Here is a 17920-nt window from a genome sequence, read left to right as displayed (position 1 = left end):
AGCCCGGATCGATGAAAGGCATCGTTGTACTCGGTGACGCCACCAGCCACGGCGGCAAAGTAATTACCGCGCAGAGCAATTATCTGATTGACGGCAAACCGGTTGCCTGTGTCGGCGACAAGGTCACCTGCCCGAAAGACGGCCACGGCAGCACCAACGCCATCGTCGAAGGTCATCCGACCATGAAGATCAACGGCAAGTCGGTGGCGCTACACGGCCACAAGACCGCCTGTGGCGCCTCGCTGATCTCGTCACATAACAGCGATAGTGGTCATGAATGATCGCCGCCCTGCGTGACCTCGGCCGCGCAGGATCGCAAGCTCCATGCCGTCGAACGGGTTTCGCCTTCCACGCTGAGAACCAGTGCGCTATCCGCTGGCGATAGTGGTGCTATCGCCAGCGCCAGGGTTAGCGCCGTAACCGCCTCACCGGGCCATCCACAAAACTGGTCGACGCTGATGCCGTCGTCGATCATGTCGATCTCCGGCCAACGCTCGATCAGCGCACTACCGATCTCCACCGCCCTGCCGGGCAGCCCCATGGCATCGATGACGATCCATGCCGGCGCAGCATTCGCGCCAACCCTGTCGCCGGGTGTATTCGACGCCTGGGTTTCGCCAACCGCTGCGCCCGAGTTTGCGGCAGGCAAGGGCCAGGCTTCCGATAACAGCTCGAGCAAGGCCTTGCGTTTGGCATGATCACGACGCGTCGCCCGAGCAGGATGATCGTTGCTGATGTCTTTCTCGATTCGCCAACCAGAGTCGAAGACGGGATCGTCGGGCAGCAGTCGCTGTACCAGCAGCGCCACGACGGCCTCTCCCACGTACAGCCCCGGACTGTTCGAGGAACGCCCCATGACACGGCGATGCTGCAGCGCGGCAACGCCCTCCTCGTTGAGCAGGGAGTCCACACTGATCCACAGGACGTAGGGCATGCCGCCGCTATCGCCGACGCCCAGCACGGTGTGCGGGTCGCCACCTTGCGTGGAGTGATGTAGCTCACCCAACGCTGAAGCATACTGCGTTTCCAAGATGGCGGCCCGTAGATGCTCGACGACGATGGCGGTAGCTTCGGGCGAGCGCAGCGGCGCCGTCAGCACCACATCGAAGGCGGTCTCTTCCGGCAGTGCCTCGAGCATCATCAGCGCTTCGATCACGATCGTCTGCACCAGCTCATGGAGTCGTGAGGCCTTGGCTTCGAAGCGCCCCAGCCGCGGCTCCTGAACAGGCATGACATCGGCGACCCGATGAACCAGCAGACGAAAACCGTCCAGGCCATGGAGTGCGGGAGACAGCGCCGGCGATTGAGCCTCCGGCACCGTCCCGGCACCGACGAAGCCGGACGCGGTCAACGCCACGCCGTCGAGTAGCCGCAATCTATCGGCGTCGTAGTCGCTACGCGCCGAGGTCGTCTCCTCGACCGGCTCAGGAGGCTGCTGACGTTGGTGGAGTAGATCGAAAATCGAGGCGCGAGACATGGTCAGTAGTCGTCATCCTTGGGCTGCGTACCCAGGGTGTCGCGAATGTTGTCGATGACGCCGTTGTCCTTGATCACGTCCTTGAGCCACTCTTCAAGCGGCATGCGGCCCCATTTCACCGCTCGTTCGATCAGGTAAGGCACCGGGCTGTGCGGCTCACGCTCCTTGAAATAGCGCGCGACCCCATTGAGCATCTCGAAGGCTTCGTCACGACTGTCGGGCTTGGTGCGCAGTTGACCGGCAGGCTCGGTGGCGGACATAAAACTAGGCTCGACGCGCCCCGGCGCTTCGGCTTCCGCCTCGGCAATGGCTGCGGCATCCTCCTCGACCGCGACGCCGGCACCGCGGTCCCGAAGCAGCTTTTCGGTCAGGTCACGGCACTGAACCAACACCTTCTCGAGTGACGAAAAACTCGGGGAGTCACGGCCGAAGTGCTCGTCACTGGTCTGGTCCAGTTGCGACAACGATACCAGCGAGGCAGCGATGGAGGCGTGGCGCTCCTGCAGAAACTCGGTGCTGCTGAGCACTACCGAGCGCTGGAATATCTCGTCGTTGATCTTGCCCTCGCCCAGAGCCCGATCCATAGCATCCGGGTCGTTGCGAGCCTGATTCTCGACCTGGCGGGATTCGTCGTAGCCCGCGAGGCTATAGCCCTCGCCGGCGACCAGCGGCAGCGATCGTACGACGTTGACCAGAGTGTCGCCGAGCCAGGCCAGGCGGGCCGCGCGCTCGTCGAGATCCTCTTCGTCGAGCTCGGGATAGAGCGTCTCCCAGTAGCCGTCGAGCAGGCGCGCGGTGAGCGTCAGTCCGAAGCGCATGCCGTCGAAGCCCTCACGATGTACCAGCCCTTCACACAGCCAGCCGGCCAGTTGCAGGTCCTTGCTCTGGGTCTCCAGCGCGGTGCTGGCCAGATTGATCACCTGCCCCCAGTCGGACTGCTTGAGCTCGGTCTGCCACTCCCCCTGGGGAAGATAGGCGGGGTCCGCTCGACGCGCTTCCTTGATCTCGTCGAACAGTATCGAAAAGGTCAGGTCTTCCCCACTACCACCATGGCTGCCGCCCTCGATGGGTGCGAGAAGCGCATCGATGGAGAGTTCGCCGAGTTGATCCATATCTTCGACCTCATGATCATTTCGCGTCGCGGCGGACTTCGGCGTCGTCCAGCCAGCGTCGGCATTGGCTCACGCAGAAAGGGCTCACCCTGCCTGGGTCAACCAACGGCAATCCGGTTGCAGCCGGTAAGCCGTCCCTTCGCACGGAACATCGCCCGGATCAGGCCGACCGGCAACATACCCACCTTCCGCCGCCACGGCCGATGGGTATGTCGTTGAACCGCCCCGAAGGGCGGCAGGACAAGATCAGGCGTAGACCTTGTTACGCGTGCGATCCCAGCCACCCGCAACGTTGCCGCCACCCTGGCCATCGGAGCGTTTCTGCTGGGTGTAGGTGATCTTGATCCGCGCGTAGTTGAACTTGACGGTCTCGTACGGCAGATCGTGACGATCTTCGTTTTCGCTCTGCTCGAAGCCAGTCGAGGTAGAGGTGCCTTCCATCTCGGTGGAAGAGACGATCACTTCCTCGAGCTTGATCTCCATGTAGCGAATCTTGTCGCCACCCGCGCGGTTGACATGCAGCACCACTTCCTTGATGTGCTGGCCTTTACAGCAGGACTCGAACAGCTTGGCAGAGGCCTTGTCGACGAACTTCTGAATACGGAATTCACTCAGATTGACACGTTCTGCAGAAGCGCCACCGGAAGAGCTAGCCGTTGCGGAAGTCGCTTGACTAGCACCAAAGTCGAAACTCTTCAGCTCGATCCAATCCGGGTGTTTGTCGTCCAGACTTTCACCGGGGATGCCGTCGATTTTGAGGTATGCGTCAAAAGCCATTTTGCTCAGTTCTCCTAGTTTCTCACCTACGGGAAGACACCCTCACGAATAAAACCGGCCGGGGCCCAAGCTCATGAGCGGCATCTCTTTGCCAATCTATCGCCACACGTCGTGACGGCGAAAGATGTCTTTCATCATAACAACCAGCTGTTTTTATTGTGAAAAAAATAACGCCAGGACATTGACGACCGGTTGTCGGCACGACTTTTCGTCATCCAAAAACCATAATCTGTAGGAAATCGACTACAGCTTTTATATCCAATTTCCTACACGACCAATGTGTTTCAAAATGAGTGTCACTGATGCATTTCCTCACAAAACGCCGATTAACTCAGATTATATAGGGCCTTCTTAAACTTTAAAGACAATGAACACATTTAAATACATTTGATGCAAAATGTTACAAAAAGGAGCCTGGCATTGACCAAAATATCGCTTACTCCTGCTTCCTGACCTCGATCTCGACCCGACGATTAGGAGCCAGGCAATCGATAAGCTGCGCACGGGGCTGGCTGCGATCACACGTCACCAGCGGGCGCTCGCTCCCCGCTCCCTTGGCTTCGATCAGCCCGGCGGGGACCCCCTTGCCGATCAGGTACTGGCGAATCGTCATGGCTCGCTGCAGCGAGAGCTGCTGATTGGCCCGCTCGTTGCCGATCGGATCCGCGTGACCGGTGATCAGAATCTGTCCCAGGTCCTGGGTGTTAAGCAGCCGCTCGGCCAGCTCGTCCAGCTCCTTCTGCCCCGCCGCCTGCAGCCCGGCGTAGTCGCCGCGCCCGAAAGCGAAGAGCGTGTCGGACTCCAGCACGATGGTTTCGGAACTGGTCAGCGTCTGCTCCAGCAGGCTGTCGATGTAATTGCGGCTGCTGGAGACCAGGAAGGCATTGGCGGAAATTCTCGGCACATCGCTCTCCTGGACCTGCCGACTGTAAAAGTCGAGCTGGCGCCCCGCGTAGCGATAGTCCGCCTGGTTTTCATCGATCTCGGTACCGGTCCGCTTCGCTATCGCGGGATACCAGAACGCTGGCAACCGGGCTCGCAGCGCGTCGGCGTCGATGTCGCCACGATCGATGTCCGACATCATCAGATAGGTATCCAGGGTGGAGCGACCGAACTTGGCCAACGACTCCGCGCTGTTGTCCCGGGGGCGCGCATAGGGGGCGACGGTCTCCGGCCCCTCGACGGCATGCAGTTCGTCGCTGCTGCGACGATAGACGTCGATAGTGGTGAGGGTGAACAGTGAACGGGTCAGGTTCTGCTCGACCGGCTCCAGCATCACCGGTTGCAAGTGATCGAAGTAGCGTTGGCGAATGGCCGGCTCGATCCGATCCCCCTGATAAAGCCCCCAGCCCATGGACCAGGGCACCCCCTCGCCATGACGACGCTGGTAGTAGCGACGGCCCCACTCCCTCAGCGCGTCCAGGCTCGACCAGCGCGCATACTGTGACGGCTGCCGGTCATCCTGCTCGACCGCATCGGCAAAGGCGCCCGACATCGCCTTGATCTCGCCGTGATTGCGCATGGCGGAGGTGATCCACAGTCCACAGCAGATGGCACCGACCAGCCCCGCGACCAGCGTCCAGCGCAACTTGCGACGACGACCTCGAACGTCGCTCGCATACAGCCCGGCCAGATGCTGGTCGGCGATGATGACCTGACGAAACAGGTTGGCGATGAAGAACGGGTGCTGGGTCCGCTCGCCGGTCAGCGTCTCGGGGCGGGCCAGGGAGAAGTGGCGTCCGACGCGCCCGGCGTGTTCGCCCTCGATGACATCTCCACCCTGCAGCGCGCTGACGAAATAGAAGCCACGCAGCAAGGGTGCGCTCTGGTACGGGTTGGCGTTGGTCAACGCCTCGACGAACCGGGTCAGCGGCTCGCGCAGTGCAGCCAGTTCGAGGGGAAACCGGAACGCGGCGACGTCCCGCCGCGTGTCGACGATATCCCGCTGGACGATCTCATCGTCCCCCATCTGCAACCAGTGCCGGCAGAGCTTTTCCAGGGCGGCATCGAACTGCTGGCTCCAGTTCACGTCGCTGGGCTGCTGATGCGCGAAGGTATGTCCCAGCACGTCGCTCTGTCGCTGTGAATCGAGACGCTCGAAGAACGTCGTGAACCCTTCGATCAGATCGCACTTGGTAAAAACCAGATAGATCGGCAAGCGAGCTTCCAGATGCTCACGTGCCTCCTGTATACGCTCCCGCAGGCGCCGAGCCAGATTGTTGCGCTGAGAATCGCTGGCCTGAACGACGTCGCTGATATTGACCGCGACGATCAAACCATTGAGCGGACAGCGCCGTCGATGCTGTTTCAGCAGCGATAGGAACCCCTTCCACTTGCCGGCTTCCTCTTCGCTGTTCATGTACCGGCCCGCCGTATCCAGCAGGATGGCGTCGGAACTGAAGAACCAGTCGCAGTGACGTGTCCCGCCCATGCCGGCGACACGCGCGTTTTCCCGTTCGGCGAAGGGGAAATTGAGACCGGACTGATAGACCATGGTGCTCTTGCCTGCCGCCGGCTGGCCGACGATCATGTACCACGGCAGCGCGTAGAGCGCGTCCTTGCCGCCTCTGCCTTTCCCTCGACCGCTTCTCTTCAAACGCTCGATGGTCTTGAGCAGCCGCTCACGAAGCAGGCTGATCTCTTCACGGTCCTGCGGACTGGCATCCAGCACCGCGGCATCGGCGTCCTCCATCAACAGGTGTTCCAGGTTGCGCTTCTGCCCCACGCCCCGGTAGAGCAGCAGCACGTAGATCGCCGACACGAGCAGAAACAGGACGATCCCTGCGAGCAGGCTGGCCAGGGACGAAAAGCCGAATGCCACGCCCAGCCGCCAGACCAGGAAGATGGCGGCGAAGAACAGCAGCCCCAGGATATAGGGCTGGTATTTGAAGAAGGCGTATTTCAGATAAGCGAGTTTCAAACGTTTCATTAGCACATCTGCTCAATCTAGCTCGCTCACGGCACCTGATGGCCGCGCGGAAAACGAGTCATGAAATCGGCCAGGTTCAGCCGGGTGTCCGGCAGCGGCAAGGTCCCCGGATGCGGTTCTTCATCGGCGAAAGGCGCCAGCACATCAATGCACAAGCGGCGGTCGCCAGGATTCGAGAGCACCTCGAAAAACGCCTCCGCGCTCTGCCAGGCGGGCATCAGCAACAAACGCGGACGCATGAAATCGTCGATCAACAGACTCATGACTGGCGCCCCGCCGCGGCAGGCACTACCCAGCCACTGCTGCCACAGATCCGCTACCGGGCGTTTCAGCCCGCGCTCGGCGGGCAGCGGCAACAGCACCGCCAGCGTGCTGCCCGCTTCCCAACTCTCCAGCGCATAGTGCAAACGATGCAGGCAAGCACTGGCGATGAATTCCGGCCACCCCCACTCCAACGCCCGGGCGATGTCGTCGAAGCTGTAGTCCTGCAGGAATCGCTCGTGAATACGCTGATAGAGTGTCAGGTCCTGATCGTTCCAGAGTCGCATCTCCTTGATCGCGAGGGCCGGATCGATCGGCGTCTGTCCGTGTACCGAATCGGTCAGAATCTGCCGCGCCTGACCAGCGAAGATCTCACCCAGCGTATGCAGAAACGGCAGCACCGGCGACCGCCCTTCCCCTTTCAACAACTGAAAGATGAAAAACGGATAGCGGCGACCAGAAGCGTCGGCGGAACTGATCATCGCTCCCATCACATCGCTGCCATTGCGCGCGTGATAGTGGAAGAAGCAGACCGGCAGCGCATCGAATCGATGCATCCAGTCTTCGTGATCCAGAAATTGAACCAGCGCGCTCTGCAACCACTGATCGAGCTCCTGAATCACCGTGCCGGCGGCGTTCACCCCCACGAAATCGGCTCTCGAGGGAATCTTGCCAAAGCAACCGATCATGCAGATTCCTTCCCCATCGCCTGTGCCATTCCTTCGTTACCCTGTCGTTGCCGTGGTCGCTCCGGTGTCACCGGCTCATTTGCGGAATGCTCAGAGACTTGATGCGCCGCAGATCCGATATCTTCACGCCACCGAAGTTGCGCACGTCGAAGCTCACGGTCCCCATGTAGGTTCGCCAGCTGAAGCGCTGGCGAGCGCTATCTATCGGGGTGATATGGGCACTCTCGATCATGCGCAGGAACCCCCATCGGTTGGGATAATCGAATACGGTGTGACGCTGCCCGTTCCGATTGATGATATCCATGCGCGCACCGAAGGATTCGCCATCGCCCGGCCAGGTCAGCCGTTCCCAGGATTGGGTGTTGTTACGGTAATGCAGCCGCTGGCCATCGAGCGTCAGGATGATATCGGTTAGTCCGGCCGTCGGGTTCACCTGCAGCTCGAAGCCGTTGCGGAGATCCGAAAGGCTATCGATGACACGTCCCAGTGCCGTCGCATCATCGATGCTGGACAGCATGCGCGGATCGACCATCGGTGAGCGCTGTCCACTGCCCGAGCCGGCGAGATCGCCGATTTCATCCTGACGGAACTGGGAAAGTGCGCCCTGATCCGGATCGATGAAATACTCCAAATCCCGTACCGAAGCCTCGTTGACCGAGTCGCTGACCGGATAACGGCCGGCCACCATCTGATCCCAGGGGGTGACGATCTTGTCGTCCCAGGCGGCGTTGAGTTGATTTTTGGCAGGTTCGTTGAGCGCAGCCCAGGTATCCTCGACCGGCGTCCGGAACAGTGGCTCCAGGGCCTGTACCAGCGGAGCCCGCGAGGTGTCCACCCGGGAGGCCACGAAGTTGCGCAGGCCGTTGATCTCGGTGGGCTGGCCCGAGAGCGTCGCCATGATCAGCGACTTGCTGCTGCGACCCACGTCCTGGGCGCTGCGGACGTTGTCGACTCGCACCTTGAGTTGACGCAGGTCGAGCAGATACTGGTTGAGAACGGAGTTGTCGCTTCCCGTCGCCTCGTCCGCGGAGAGCATTCGCGTCACCGGCCGGAAGTGACGCGCCAGCGCCCCATCGTTGATGCGTGGCAACGTCGCCAGGTCCACCGCCGATCCATTGCCGCCGCTGCCATCGAAGACACTCATCACGCGTCCCCAGAAGCTTTGGTCCTGCGCCTTGCCTTCGGCCTGCCCTTGTTCGTCGGTCGCCTTGGGATCATCCCAGCCGGTGTTGGCCTTGACCGCTTCCAGCACCTGTCGCAACGGTGATCCCTGCAGATCGCTCAACGCGGCCAGCCGTTCGCTGGCCTGATCGAGCGTATCGAAACGGGAGACGTGGGTATTGCCGAGGAAGCGCTCCCAGGCGATGGCGTAATCCCGCTTGTAGCGGGCCATCAACTGGCTGACGAAGCGCGCCTTGGACTGGACGGCATCGTCAACGTCCTCGTCATCGAGAACCCAATCGGACTCGCGCTGCAGGTCGCCGGACACGGTCTGAATGATCGCCGGACGAAGATACTCGTCCCAGACCTGCCGAGTATAGAAGGCGGGCACGGCACGGCTGGCGTAGAACAATCGCCCACTCATGTCCGGCGCCATTCGCGAGAGCGTCAACGGATCGTAGCGTTCCTCGACGTCGAGCTGGTAGCGCAGGTACTCGCGATCCACCAGGCTGCTGTCGATCAGGAACGCATTGAGGCGCTCGCGGCTATCGGCGACCAGGCTGTCATCCCGCTCGAGCGCCGGTGCCGCGCCCTGCTGCAGGTAATGCACGTAGAGCGCGGCGTTGTCCATGATGCTGTCGCGAGTGCGTGACAGTCCGCGGCGTTGCACCGCGTCCTGCCACAACCGCGGCAGGGCCGAAGCGACAAAATCGCCCTGGTCCTGATGCGTCGCCGGGTCGGTCAGAATCAGATATAGCTTGAGCGAGGAGTAGCTCTCGATCAGTTGTTCGACGTCCTCCTGGCTCAACCGGGTCAACATCTCCTCGGATAGAGAGGGCCCCTGTTCACCGGAAAGCGCCAATGTCGATTCGTCACCATCGCTGTCACCTACGGCTGTTCCCAGCGCGCTGGTGCGGTCACGCAGTCCCTCTTCGAGCCCGGTCTCCGCGTTGCTGCGAGCGGAATACCAGGCATCTCTGGCACTATCCGTGGTCCGTGAGCGCAGTTCGCTGCGAGCGCGACTACCCAGCTCCGAGGCACTGGTCGGCACGCTGCCCAATGTGGGCCTCGAGGTAGAGCGCTCACGCATCCGATCCATGGCATCACGACCGATCTCCTGCCCACGTTCTTCCACCGCACCGGTATCGCGGCGGGTATCTCGCTCATCCACGGCCTGTGGCTCGGCATCGGTGCTGGCAGTATCGATTTCACCATCGGGGGTGCCGAAACTGTCCAGAGAGCGCAATTGACGGGTCAGTCTCCACGCCAGAGGCTGGAGGACGTCCTCTCGAAGCAACTCCGACCAGGCCTGTTTCAGCGGCTCCCGCAGGGCTTCACCTTGATAGAGTCCCAGATCCAACTTGAGGGGCACGCCGTTCTCGCGATGTCGCTCGATGGCTGCCAGTTGCTGCTCCAGGTCACCAAGCATCTCTCGGCGCTCGTGGGGCTTCAAGCGACCGGTGCTGTTGCCGGCCATGATCTCATCCAGACGGTGCTGAATATGATCGACCCATAGCTTGTTGTTGTAGGCGGACCAGCCCTGGGCCGCGATAGCCGCGACGCCGAGCGCGCCCAAGGCGCCGATCATTAAAGTCGGCAGTGTGCGCCGTTCACCCCGTTGCGAGTAGTAGAGACTTAGGTTGCGGTCGGGGAAGACCACCTCGCGAAAGGTATCGGTGATGAAGTAGCTCTTTTCCCCGGCACGAGTCGCGGCCGCACCGGTCTCTCCCGGCGCGAGCGCAAATTCGGCGCGAGTCTGATCATCCAGCAACGCCGGGAGAGCAGGGCCGGTCTGCAAGGCACTGGTGAAATAAAGGCCTCTCAATACCGGCGCTTGTTCGCCCTGCTGCGGAATATCGAACTGCTCGAGGAAGTCGCTCAGCACGCCGAACAACTCGGCGAAGTAGTCCGGAAAACGCAGCAGTTCGCTGTCGGCATCGGCCCCCTCTTCTATCATGCGCTGGTCGACGCGTTGACGAAGGTTCGTGACCAGCCTCGGGAAACGCTGCTGAAAAGCGCTTATCACACCCTCGCGACGCAGCTCCTCCAGCGAAAAAGTCAGCCCCCACGGACGCTGGCGTTCGGTCGCATCCAGCGCCTCGAAGGTGCGGGTGAAACCGGGCAGCAAATCCGTCTTGCTGAAGAACAGGTAGACGGGGGGGTTGATGCCCAGACAGCGACGATACTCCACCACCCGATTCACTAGTTGCTCAGCAAGGGCATGGGCCTGCTGCCGCGACTGCTCGAGCAGCTCGGGCAGGCTGACGACCAGCACCAGACCGTTGATCGCCGGCTTGCGACGCTGTTTGCGCAGGGTCTTGAGAAAGTCGGCGAACTCGCTGGCGGGCCGGTCCTCGACCAGGTAGCGCCCGGCGGTATCGACCATCACCGCCTCGCGACTGAAGTACCAGTCACAGTGCTGTGTCCCGCTGACCGCGGAAAGATTGCTACCGCCGGCCATGGTCGCTGCCAGCGACGAACGGGTCAGCAGTGACGTCTTGCCGGAGGCTGCCATGCCGATCACCAGATACCACGGCAATTCGTAGAGCGATGCCTTGCCGCCGTCGACCGAACGCGCCGCGCGCTGCATCGCCATGGCATGCTTGAGGCGGTCGCTGAGAATCTGGTAATCGCCGGACTCGCTTTCGGCCGCTTCGCGGTGCACCTCGAGTTCGACCAGATTCTCGATGCTGCGCTCGGCACGGATGCGATGATATTGACGCATGACCACGACCAGCAGCCACAATGCGGCCACCAGCGCCATGGCAATGAAGACCAGCTCACGCTCTTGCGTCAGCAGCGGCAGAAGCAGCGCGCAGAGTGCCAGCCCCATCAACAACAGCACGATAGAGAGCGGCCAGAAACCCTTCAGCGAGCGCAGGAATCGAAGAAAACGCATCGTCAAACTCGCTCGTCAGCGGGTGGAATTGAAGAGCTGCCGGATCTGCTCGACCAGCGAGTCGGTTTCACTGCCCAGCCACCAGCGCAGTCCGCCGTAGACGATCAGGCAGACCAACACGATTCCCAGCAGGTAGACCCACAACGGGATCTCGTAACGCAATAGCTGGCCGACCTGATCCGGCAGCTTCCAGCTCTCGCTGCGCTCGTCGCTCTGCTGCCGGTAGCGGGCGATATCCTGCCCCAGGGTATTGGCGATGTAGCGCAGTTGGTCCCGATTCTCCAGGCTGTACTTGCCTTCGAAGCCGAGCGCGAGACAGAGGTGATAGACCTCGAGCACGTCCAGATTGGCGCGCACGTCGCTGCGCAGACTGTCGAGGCGGTCGTAGAAACCTTCGCCGGCGAGATGCACGCCAAAATAGCGGTACTGGAACGGGTGCAGCTCGACATGCTCTCGGATATTGCCCACCCCGCCCTTGAGCACGCTCTCGTCGAGGAAGGCGCAAAGTGCGTATTGGGCGTCCTTCACGGCATCGGCGCTGTAATTCTCGGCCCTGGCCTTCTCCTCGAATTCGCGCAGCCACTGATCGACACGTTCGAGAAAGCGCTCGACGCTTTCGGCCTGCTGACCGCGGCGCACCATCAGAACCATGGAGATGAAATCGCGCGACAGTGTCTTGAGCGTTTGCGGCTCGGCGATCTCGGAGGGATGAGCAAGGGCTTCGGTCATTTCATTACCGCCATCAGTTCAATGCTGAGATTCTTGAATCCGCTGGGGACGTAAAAGGCGATCGCCTGGGCGTCCATCATGCGTTCGTAAACGGCGCCATGGGGCTCGAGCGCGAAATAGTGGTTGTCCAGCCGCACCGGAATCGCACTGGGCATGCGGGAAGCATGCGTCAACGTGCCGCCCGGCATCGCGGTATTGACCACCACCTCGATGTCCTCCGGCGACCCGACCTTGAAGGCACGGGGGACCAGCTCAAGGATCTGCGCGCCCGGCATGTCGGCGTGGACGCTGATGTAGAAATCGGCGTTTTTGAGTCGAGCGTCGTTGAGCCGCCCCACATAGTAGGAAGGCCGCGTCTGCTCGAGGGGAATGGGGATGTACTGATTGGGCACCACAATCTCGAGCAATTCACGCACCACGCTCTCCAGCCCCAGCAAGGCCGGTGCCGGATCATGGTGGTCATAGTCCGGAATGTCCGCCAGCTTGTGGGACATGGAGAACGTCATCAGGCTGGCGGCGAATTCGGCCAGAAAGCGATAGAGCGCTTCGGGATGCAGTCGAGGATGCGCCAACAAGTGCGCCAGCTGCGGATAGGCACGGTTGATGGTGTACAACAGCCAGAACAGCGTGACGTCGCTGGAGCCGAACTCCGCCACCTGATCGGCGCGCTCGCGGCGACGGCTGGAGAGCGCCTCACTTCGCGCCTGCAGCATGCCGACCAGACGATTGGCGATATCGAATGGCAGCGAGATAGCATCGATATGCAGTGCTGGCGGCATGAATCGTTCTCTTTCGAGATTGAAGCCACCGGCGGCGTTGCGCTTGAGAAGCGCGATCGGGCAATGGGTGAACCCATCCAGGCTGTCCCCTTCCATCAACAGCGTGGCGTTGAGCTCGAGCGTGCCCAGTTCGTTCTCCAGCGAGCCCTCGTTGAGATCGGGTCGCGTCTCGAAGCGCTGGATGTAGCGCCGCCCGCCGTGGCGTGGCGCATCCTGGTCGAGATAGCTTGGCGACCACGGTTCCAGCGTACGCAGGGCAGCGTATATCTTGACCTCACCATTGCGTGCCAGCTCCTCGAGGCTGCGCCCCGGCGGAAGCGGATCGTGCTGAGGCGCGTCGATCAAGGTGCCATCGGGGAAGACCAGCTTGAGTCGGCTCAACCGCAACGTGCCCTGCTCGAGCGCACCTTCGTCAAAGGCGATCTCCTGCACCCCCCACTGGAAGGGGTGTTGAGCCCGGCGCGATTCGGCCAGCTGGCGCTGATGGAATTCGTCCTGATACTGAAAATGCTGGGGCAGGAGGAACATCCCCTCCGACCACATGATGCGGTTGTGTTTACTCACGTCCCTGTCCCGTGCCTCTGAATGCTGACGCCAGCCCGGCCACCTGTCGAATCACCGCTCCACTGGCCGCCGTCCCAACGTCGGAAGGATTACTTGCCGAGCAGGTCGTGCCCACGCTCGACTTCGACGCGGTCCTCGACGAGGCGCAGCCGGATACCTTCCGAGGCGCTCAACAGACCATCGTTTCTGAGCTCTTCGGCGTCGAAGACCACGTGCCAATCGTCGCTGACGGTATTACGGAAGAAGGCGGCAATACCGACGAACTGAGCATTGGGTGCCAGGGTCGCAACATCCACCTCCTGCTCCCCCGGCAACAGCGTCACTTCACGCTGGGACAGCAGACTGTTGCCAAGCACCTCCTCGCCCTCGCTCCACAGCTGGCGTGGCGACGCCGTGGCGAAAGGTGGCTGTTCGCTGAGCTGGTAAATTCTGACCACGACGGACAAGGGTTCGCCATCGACATCCGGGTTGACCGAATCGTCGCTATCGATGGTGACTCGCACCCGCTCCTGATTGCCGAACAGATCGCCGGCCCACGTATCGCCGAAGCGATTGCCAACACGATCGGCCACACCGCAACCGGCCAGCAGAACCATGCACAAACCCAATCCCAAAACACGTACGGACGCCATCATTGCCGTCTCATTCACTCTATTATTTAGTCCCGAGAAGCTCACGGAGTATGAGCACCGCAGAAGATTCGGCATCAATTTATCTCGTGAGCCACACACCCTACCAGATTTAATGGCTATAATAAGCGTCGGATTTAACATTAGCTTACCAAGAAACATTTATTTACAAAAAGTTTGAGATTGATACATGAAAGCACAGTCCGTTAAATGGGCTCCGGCGGTGGCTTGCTTGCTGCTGAGCGCTTGCGCAGCCGGCCCTCACTCCAAGGTCAATTACGTCAAGGCTACCGAGCGCTTCGAGGGAACGCTGCCTTGCGATGATTGCCGAGGGATCGATACCGATCTGATATTGCAGCGAGATGCCATTACCGGCGCACCCGACGGCTTCTACTTGCATGAGGTAAAAGTCGACGCACCGGGCGGTGAGAGAGTCAAATCCACATGGGGAAATTGGTCTAAAAATCAATACATTAACGACTTACAACGACAGCTATACGTGCTTCAACCAGAGGTGGGCGATGCTCGCGCCTACGTCAGGCTGGACAACGGCAACCTGCAGCCGCTGATGGATCAGGGCATGCCGACACTCGATGACGACGGCAACAGCGCGGCCCTCACGCTATTGACGCCGAATCTATCGCCTGCGGTGGAAGCGGATGAGGACAATTGAATCGTGACTCGTGCTAGAGTGGCCGGATAACCTTTAATTACACGGGATGTAAGAGATCGCCTACAACATTAATAGCAGATGACCTCGGAGCACCGTCTCGATTCTCCGATACAATAGTTTGCGTTTTCTGTTAATGGGTAGAATCTTGATCGTTAGTCTATTGAGTCTTTCGGCGTCCACGGCACAATGGGTCGCAAGTCAATATTCAATGACATGACACGACGGGTATCGATAGCCAATTCGAAGCCAAGTCCATCTCGACGATACGACGTCGCACCGGGAATCGATCATGACGCAGTCCTTCGATGTTGATAGCTTCATCCGCTCGCGCAAGCAGACGCGAGTGGTGTCGGATTTGCTCAAGGCACAGGCAGCGGACTATCTCACTACCTTGGCGCCGCTGGTGCGCCCTCAACCGCTGTTTGGCGAGTATCTGCAGGGGGCGCCTCGCGGCAGTGGCCGCGAGACCCAGCATCACTTCAAGGAGTTTCGCACGCTGTTCGACAAACATGCGGCGCTGCGTCCGTTCAATCTGATGAACGAACTCGAAGTCCCCCTCAATATCATCAACTCCACGCCGGAGCTGTTTCCGCTGGAATACGACCACGCCCTGCCGGGCGGCAGCACGGTGCGCGTGACCAGCCCTGCACGCTGGGTCGTGGGTTACTCGTCGTTCGACTTGAGTCGCTTCCGTCAGGTCGTGCGGGATCCCAACCGCAGCGGCTCGGAACTGCACCGTTTTGTGGTGCACTATCTAATGCTGTTTCACTGCTTCAGCCGCGCCGGCGGCCTGGGTCGCCTGTTCAAGGGGCTGCGCTTCCCGGTCGGTTTCCAGCAACTGGACGATTTCGGCGAACTGCCCTTCTGTGTGATCAGTTCGCCCATCGCCTCGACGCTGCCGGCAGACGACGTAATCCGCCACAGCACCGAAATCTCCGGCAGTCGCAGTTTCGAAGAACTGATCTCCGAAGAGGCGATCGACGCTATGCAGGACGACCTGCGGAAGCAGCTGATATCCGCTGCCAGGGAGGCGCCGTCCGCCTGACCGCGAAGCGCGACCTGGATAAGACAACTTCAAACCCTAACGAATTCGCCATTTCAAGCATTTCAAGAGAGGATTCTTTCATGGCCAAGAACGAAAGTACTCAACACAAGCTGTCGCGCGTGAGAGCACCGCGAGTTCACCTGACCTACGACGTCGAAATCGGCGACAGCATCGAAAAGAAAGAGTTGCCGTTCGTGGTTGGCGTCATGGGTGACTACTCAGGCAACCCGCTCGAGCCTCTCCCACGCCTGAAGGATCGCAAGTTCGTCAATGTCGATCGCGACAACTTCGACAGCGTCATGAAGGGCGTCAAGCCGCGCCTGAGCTATCGAGTCGACAACACGCTCGCCAACGATGGCTCGCAGCTACCGGTCGAACTCAACTTCAAACGCATGGAAGATTTCGAACCGCAGGAAGTCGTGCGTCAGGTCGAGCCGCTGCGCAAGCTGCTGGAGGTTCGCAACAAGCTGGCAGACCTGCGCAACAAGATGGGAGGCAACGACAAGCTCGAAGAGCTGTTGATGGACGTGCTGCAGAACACCGACAAACTCCAGGCCCTGGGTGAAGAGCTGGGTCGTGAAGCTGCTGCGAAACCGCAGAAAGAAAAGGAATAACGGGAGTCTTCCATGGCCGATAATCAGACCGACAACACGTCACAGACCGAAACCCAGGAAGTCTTCGCGCCGGAGACTTCGCTGCTGGACAGCATCATCTCCGAGAGCCGCGTGGCTCGATCGGAGACCGAGCGCACCCGCACTCGTGACCTGATCGACGAACTGGTCAATCAGGTGCTGGAGGGCGAAGTCACGCCGAGCAAGGATCTGATAGCGGTACTCGACTCTCGCATCGCCGAGATTGATTCGCTGCTATCGGATCAGTTGAACGAGGTCATGCACGCCAGCGAGTTCCAACAGCTCGAAGCGTCCTGGCGCGGTCTCAAGTACCTGACGGATCAGTCCGAGACCAGTACCAACATGAAGATCCACATGTTGAACGCGTCCAAGAACGACCTGGTCAAGGACCTCAAGTCGGCCTCCGAGTTCGACCAGAGTGCGCTGTTCAAGAAGGTCTACGAGGAAGAGTACGGCACCTTCGGTGGCGCGCCCTTCGGCATGATGATCGGCGACTACGAGTTCGGCCGTCATCCACAGGACATGTACCTGCTCGAGCAGGTTTCCCATGTTGCGGCCGCCGCGCATGCTCCGTTCATCTCCTCGGCCTCGCCGGAACTGTTCGGCTGGGATTCCTTCACCGACATGACCGGGCCGCGGGATCTCTCCAAGATCTTCGACACCGTCGAATACGCCAAGTGGAAGTCCTTCCGCAACTCGGAGGACGCCCGCTACGTGGGCCTGACGCTGCCCCACGTGCTCGGCCGCCTGCCCTACGGCGAAGAGACCACACCGGTGGAGGAGTTCAACTTCACCGAGAGTGTCGACGGTCGTGACCACAACAAGTATCTGTGGATGAACGCCGCCTACACCATGGGCGCTCGTGTCACCGACGCGTTCTCCAAGTACGGCTGGTGCGTCGCGATTCGCGGCGTCGAGGGTGGCGGCCTGGTCGAGGATCTGCCGACCCACACCTTCCAGACCGACGACGGTGAAGTGGCGCTCAAGTGCCCCACCGAGATCTCGATCACAGACCGTCGCGAAAAAGAGCTGTCCGACCTGGGTTTCATCCCGCTGGTGCACTGCAAGGGTACCGACTATGCCGCGTTCTTCGGCACCCAGTCCGCGCAGTTGCCCAAGCAGTACAACACCGACGTGGCCAACGCCAATGCGCGCCTCTCCTCGCAGCTGCAGTACATCTTCGCCACTTCGCGTATCGCACATTTCATGAAAGCGATCATGCGCGACAAGGTCGGCAGCTTCGCCTCCCGCCAGAACGTCGAGGATTATCTCAACGAGTGGCTCTCCCAGTATGTGCTGCTGGACGATAACGCCGGCCAGGAAGCCAAGGCCAAGTATCCCCTGCGCGAAGCGCGCGTGGAAGTCGCCGAGGTCCCCGGCAAGCCCGGCGCCTACAAGGCGGTGACCTTCCTGCGTCCACACTATCAGCTCGATGAGCTGACCGCGTCGCTGCGTCTGGTATCAGAGCTGCCGCAATCCACTCGCGGCTCCTGATACGAAGTGCTGACAGCGGGCGTCGGCCTGGTGTCCGATGCCCGCTGGCGAATCTCGAGGCGATGGCCAG

General features: G+C 60.7%; 14 protein-coding genes. 5 read left to right on the top strand and 9 right to left on the bottom strand.

Features of this window, described 5'->3' with window-relative positions; translation table 11 throughout:
* The first annotated feature begins 11 nt into the window (after positions 1 to 11).
* Positions 12 to 281 carry a PAAR domain-containing protein gene (locus tag F0A16_RS03360; RefSeq protein WP_149433950.1) on the top strand — a complete coding sequence of 90 codons (270 nt, stop codon included), beginning with the start codon at positions 12 to 14 and terminating at the stop codon, positions 279 to 281.
* Here F0A16_RS03360 and F0A16_RS03355 read toward each other — a convergent pair.
* From F0A16_RS03355 to tssJ, 9 genes are all read right to left on the bottom strand, one after another.
* Positions 272 to 1477 (bottom strand): hypothetical protein, encoded by a 1206-nt coding sequence (locus F0A16_RS03355; protein ID WP_149433949.1) that lies wholly within the window; start codon positions 1475 to 1477, stop codon positions 272 to 274. The genes F0A16_RS03360 and F0A16_RS03355 overlap by 10 nt on opposite strands.
* Before the next feature lie 2 nt (positions 1478 to 1479).
* Positions 1480 to 2589: a type VI secretion system protein TssA gene (gene tssA / locus F0A16_RS03350; RefSeq protein WP_149433948.1), complete on the bottom strand. Its 1110-nt coding sequence runs from the start codon at positions 2587 to 2589 to the stop codon at positions 1480 to 1482.
* Between the two features lie 246 nt (positions 2590 to 2835).
* Complete coding sequence (locus tag F0A16_RS03345) at positions 2836 to 3366, bottom strand: Hcp family type VI secretion system effector (protein WP_149433947.1); 531 nt, start codon at positions 3364 to 3366, stop codon at positions 2836 to 2838.
* A gap of 436 nt (positions 3367 to 3802) precedes the next feature.
* Entirely contained in the window at positions 3803 to 6295 is a 2493-nt protein-coding gene (gene tssM / locus F0A16_RS03340) for a type VI secretion system membrane subunit TssM (protein ID WP_149433946.1), read from the bottom strand.
* A gap of 26 nt (positions 6296 to 6321) precedes the next feature.
* Complete coding sequence (gene tagF, locus F0A16_RS03335; RefSeq protein ID WP_149433945.1) at positions 6322 to 7245, bottom strand: type VI secretion system-associated protein TagF; 924 nt, start codon at positions 7243 to 7245, stop codon at positions 6322 to 6324.
* Positions 7246 to 7312: 67 nt separating this feature from the next.
* Positions 7313 to 11305 carry a type VI secretion protein IcmF/TssM N-terminal domain-containing protein gene (locus tag F0A16_RS03330; protein WP_149433944.1) on the bottom strand — a complete coding sequence of 1331 codons (3993 nt, stop codon included), beginning with the start codon at positions 11303 to 11305 and terminating at the stop codon, positions 7313 to 7315.
* A 15-nt stretch (positions 11306 to 11320) separates the two neighbouring features.
* A complete protein-coding gene (gene icmH / locus F0A16_RS03325; protein WP_149433943.1) occupies positions 11321 to 12034 on the bottom strand; it encodes a type IVB secretion system protein IcmH/DotU in 714 nt (237 codons plus the stop codon).
* The gene (gene tssK / locus F0A16_RS03320; protein ID WP_149433942.1) at positions 12031 to 13377 is read right to left on the bottom strand and encodes a type VI secretion system baseplate subunit TssK; all 1347 of its coding nucleotides are present in this window, start codon (positions 13375 to 13377) and stop codon (positions 12031 to 12033) included. Before tssK ends, icmH begins: the two co-directional genes overlap by 4 nt.
* A gap of 89 nt (positions 13378 to 13466) precedes the next feature.
* Entirely contained in the window at positions 13467 to 14012 is a 546-nt protein-coding gene (gene tssJ, locus F0A16_RS03315) for a type VI secretion system lipoprotein TssJ (RefSeq protein ID WP_149433941.1), read from the bottom strand.
* A 184-nt stretch (positions 14013 to 14196) separates the two neighbouring features.
* Here tssJ and F0A16_RS03310 point away from each other — a divergent pair, with 184 nt between their 5' ends.
* The 4 genes from F0A16_RS03310 to tssC all read left to right on the top strand — a co-directional run bounded on the left by F0A16_RS03310 (position 14197) and on the right by tssC (position 17850).
* Positions 14197 to 14679, top strand: coding sequence for a copper resistance protein NlpE N-terminal domain-containing protein (locus F0A16_RS03310; protein WP_149433940.1), 483 nt, complete (start codon positions 14197 to 14199; stop codon positions 14677 to 14679).
* Positions 14680 to 14968: 289 nt separating this feature from the next.
* Positions 14969 to 15724, top strand: a complete 756-nt coding sequence (locus F0A16_RS03305) for a hypothetical protein (protein ID WP_149433939.1) — start codon at positions 14969 to 14971, stop codon at positions 15722 to 15724.
* Between the two features lie 80 nt (positions 15725 to 15804).
* A complete protein-coding gene (gene tssB, locus F0A16_RS03300) occupies positions 15805 to 16338 on the top strand; it encodes a type VI secretion system contractile sheath small subunit (RefSeq protein WP_149433938.1) in 534 nt (177 codons plus the stop codon).
* A gap of 12 nt (positions 16339 to 16350) precedes the next feature.
* Complete coding sequence (gene tssC / locus F0A16_RS03295) at positions 16351 to 17850, top strand: type VI secretion system contractile sheath large subunit (RefSeq protein WP_149433937.1); 1500 nt, start codon at positions 16351 to 16353, stop codon at positions 17848 to 17850.
* Positions 17851 to 17920 lie beyond the last annotated feature (70 nt).

This window comes from Salinicola corii, assembly GCF_008298015.1.
Classification (GTDB): domain Bacteria; phylum Pseudomonadota; class Gammaproteobacteria; order Pseudomonadales; family Halomonadaceae; genus Salinicola; species Salinicola corii.
The sequence above is the reverse complement of the archived record's forward strand: the minus strand, read 5'-3'. Positions and strand labels throughout refer to the sequence as shown.